The sequence below is a fragment of the Pseudoalteromonas sp. TB25 genome (genome assembly GCF_000497995.1).
Taxonomy (GTDB): Bacteria; Pseudomonadota; Gammaproteobacteria; order Enterobacterales; family Alteromonadaceae; genus Pseudoalteromonas; species Pseudoalteromonas distincta.
Map to the genome: position 1 here is coordinate 1 of NZ_AUTI01000337.1, position 1,243 is coordinate 1,243.

Here is a 1,243-nt window from a genome sequence, read left to right on the forward strand (position 1 = left end):
CTGCCGTGCATTTAGCTACTCAGCTACTTAACAGTGACGACACGTTAGTAATTCCACATGATTGTTATGGTGGTAGCTATCGTTTATTTACATCGTTACAAAAACGCGGACTATTGAAGCTTGAAGTATTAGATTTAACAAAAGAAGAAAGCCTTCAACAAATTTTAGCAATTAAACCTAAGCTTATTTGGATAGAGACTCCAAGTAACCCAGTACTTCGTTTAACCGATATTAAAGCGGTTACCGATGTTGCTAAGCAATGCGGTGCATTGGTTGCCGCAGATAACACGTTTTTGTCTCCTGCCTTACAAAACCCTATTAAGTTTGGTGTAGATATTGTGGTGCATTCAACTACTAAATATATTAACGGGCACTCAGATGTAGTGGGCGGCGCTGTTATTGCTGCAACACAAGAGCTTGGTGATGAGCTTGCTTGGTGGGCAAATAATATTGGTATTACGGGCGCCCCTTTTGATAGTTATTTAACGCTTCGTGGTCTACGTACTTTAAATGTGCGCTTAAGGCAGCACCAAGAAAATGCGCTAGCAATAGCTAAGTACCTTGAAAGCTCCAATTTTGTAAGCCAAGTTTACTATCCAGGACTTGAGTCACATCCTCAACATGAGCTTGCTAAAGCACAACAACTTGGCTTTGGTGGCATGGTTAGTTTTGATATTAAAGGCGATATAAACGACGCCGCAGCATTTTTAACTAGTCTTAAAACGTTTAGTTTAGCTGAGTCACTAGGTGGCGTAGAGAGTTTAATTTGTCACCCCGCAACTATGACGCACGCAGGCATGGAGGCAAAGGCACGTTTAGAGGCGGGNCGGGTGTGGGCGATACGCTTATTCGTATTTCGATTGGGATTGAAGATATACACGATTTAATAGCTGACTTTGAACGAGTATTTGAACTTGTAAAACCAGGGCAAAATAAAAATGTTGGCCGTGTAGGCAAAGGTGCTGGCACTTCTGGTGGAAACGTTAAATTAAGTGCAGCCCGTCCAGCGCTTTGGTAAGTAATACCAATCCGCAATAATACCTAGGGCGTGTTGATCTTTGGTGGGTGAATTTGCAGCAGTATGTTTGGTTTATAGGCAAGGCGGAGCCTATGTAGTGTGGTTATTCCCCATGAATAGGCGATAACGCAGCATAAATACCAAACATGCGCTGCCCTTTGGGTTCTTTCTAGGGACGATTAACTCTTTGTTGCTCGGTTTTTACTTAGCCCACTAGGTTACAAA

Annotated in this window: 1 pseudogene; it reads left to right on the plus strand. The window is 42.5% G+C overall.

Annotated elements, in window-relative coordinates:
• Positions 1-1,018, plus strand: a pseudogene (locus L652_RS01000000123800) (PLP-dependent transferase); the annotation flags it as partial.
• Between the last annotated feature and the right edge of the window lie 225 nt (positions 1,019-1,243).